This is a genomic window from Sphingosinicella rhizophila, from assembly GCF_032378825.1.
GTDB lineage: Bacteria > Pseudomonadota > Alphaproteobacteria > Sphingomonadales > Sphingomonadaceae > Allosphingosinicella > Allosphingosinicella rhizophila.
The window spans coordinates 1-432 of the sequence record NZ_JAVUPU010000031.1 but is presented as its reverse complement, the minus strand read 5'-3'; the positions used below and the strand labels follow the sequence as shown (position 1 = coordinate 432).

Sequence of the window (432 nt, the reverse complement as noted above, 5' to 3'; positions counted from 1 at the left end):
GGCTACGCTACCTCAGACTGTTTCTCGAAGTCGATGGGGCTGAGGTACCCCAAGGTCGAGTGCCGGCGCCTCGGATTGTAGAAGCGCTCGATATAGTCGAACACATCGGCCTGGGCCTGGTCGCGTGTGCGATAGACCTTTCTGGCGACGCGCTCGGTCTTGAGCGAGGAGAAGAAGCTCTCCATCGCCGCATTGTCCCAGACGTTGCCGGAGCGGCTCATCGAGCAGGTGACGCCGTTATCGGCCATCAGCCGCTGGAACTGCTCGCTCGTATATTGGCTACCCTGGTCCGAGTGATGCAACAGGGCATCGGGCTTGCCGCGCCGCCAGATCGCCATGATCAGCGCATCGGTGACGAGCTGGGCGGTCATCGTGTTGCTCATCGACCAGCCGACGACGCGTCTCGAAAACAGGTCGATGACGACCGCTACG

1 protein-coding gene is annotated in these 432 nt (G+C 61.6%); it reads right to left on the bottom strand.

Translation table 11 applies throughout. From position 1 onward, the window contains the following. Positions 1 to 2 precede the first annotated feature (2 nt). A partial coding sequence (locus RQX22_RS19265; protein ID WP_315728835.1) for an IS3 family transposase occupies positions 3 to 432 on the bottom strand: 430 nt, incomplete at its 5' end.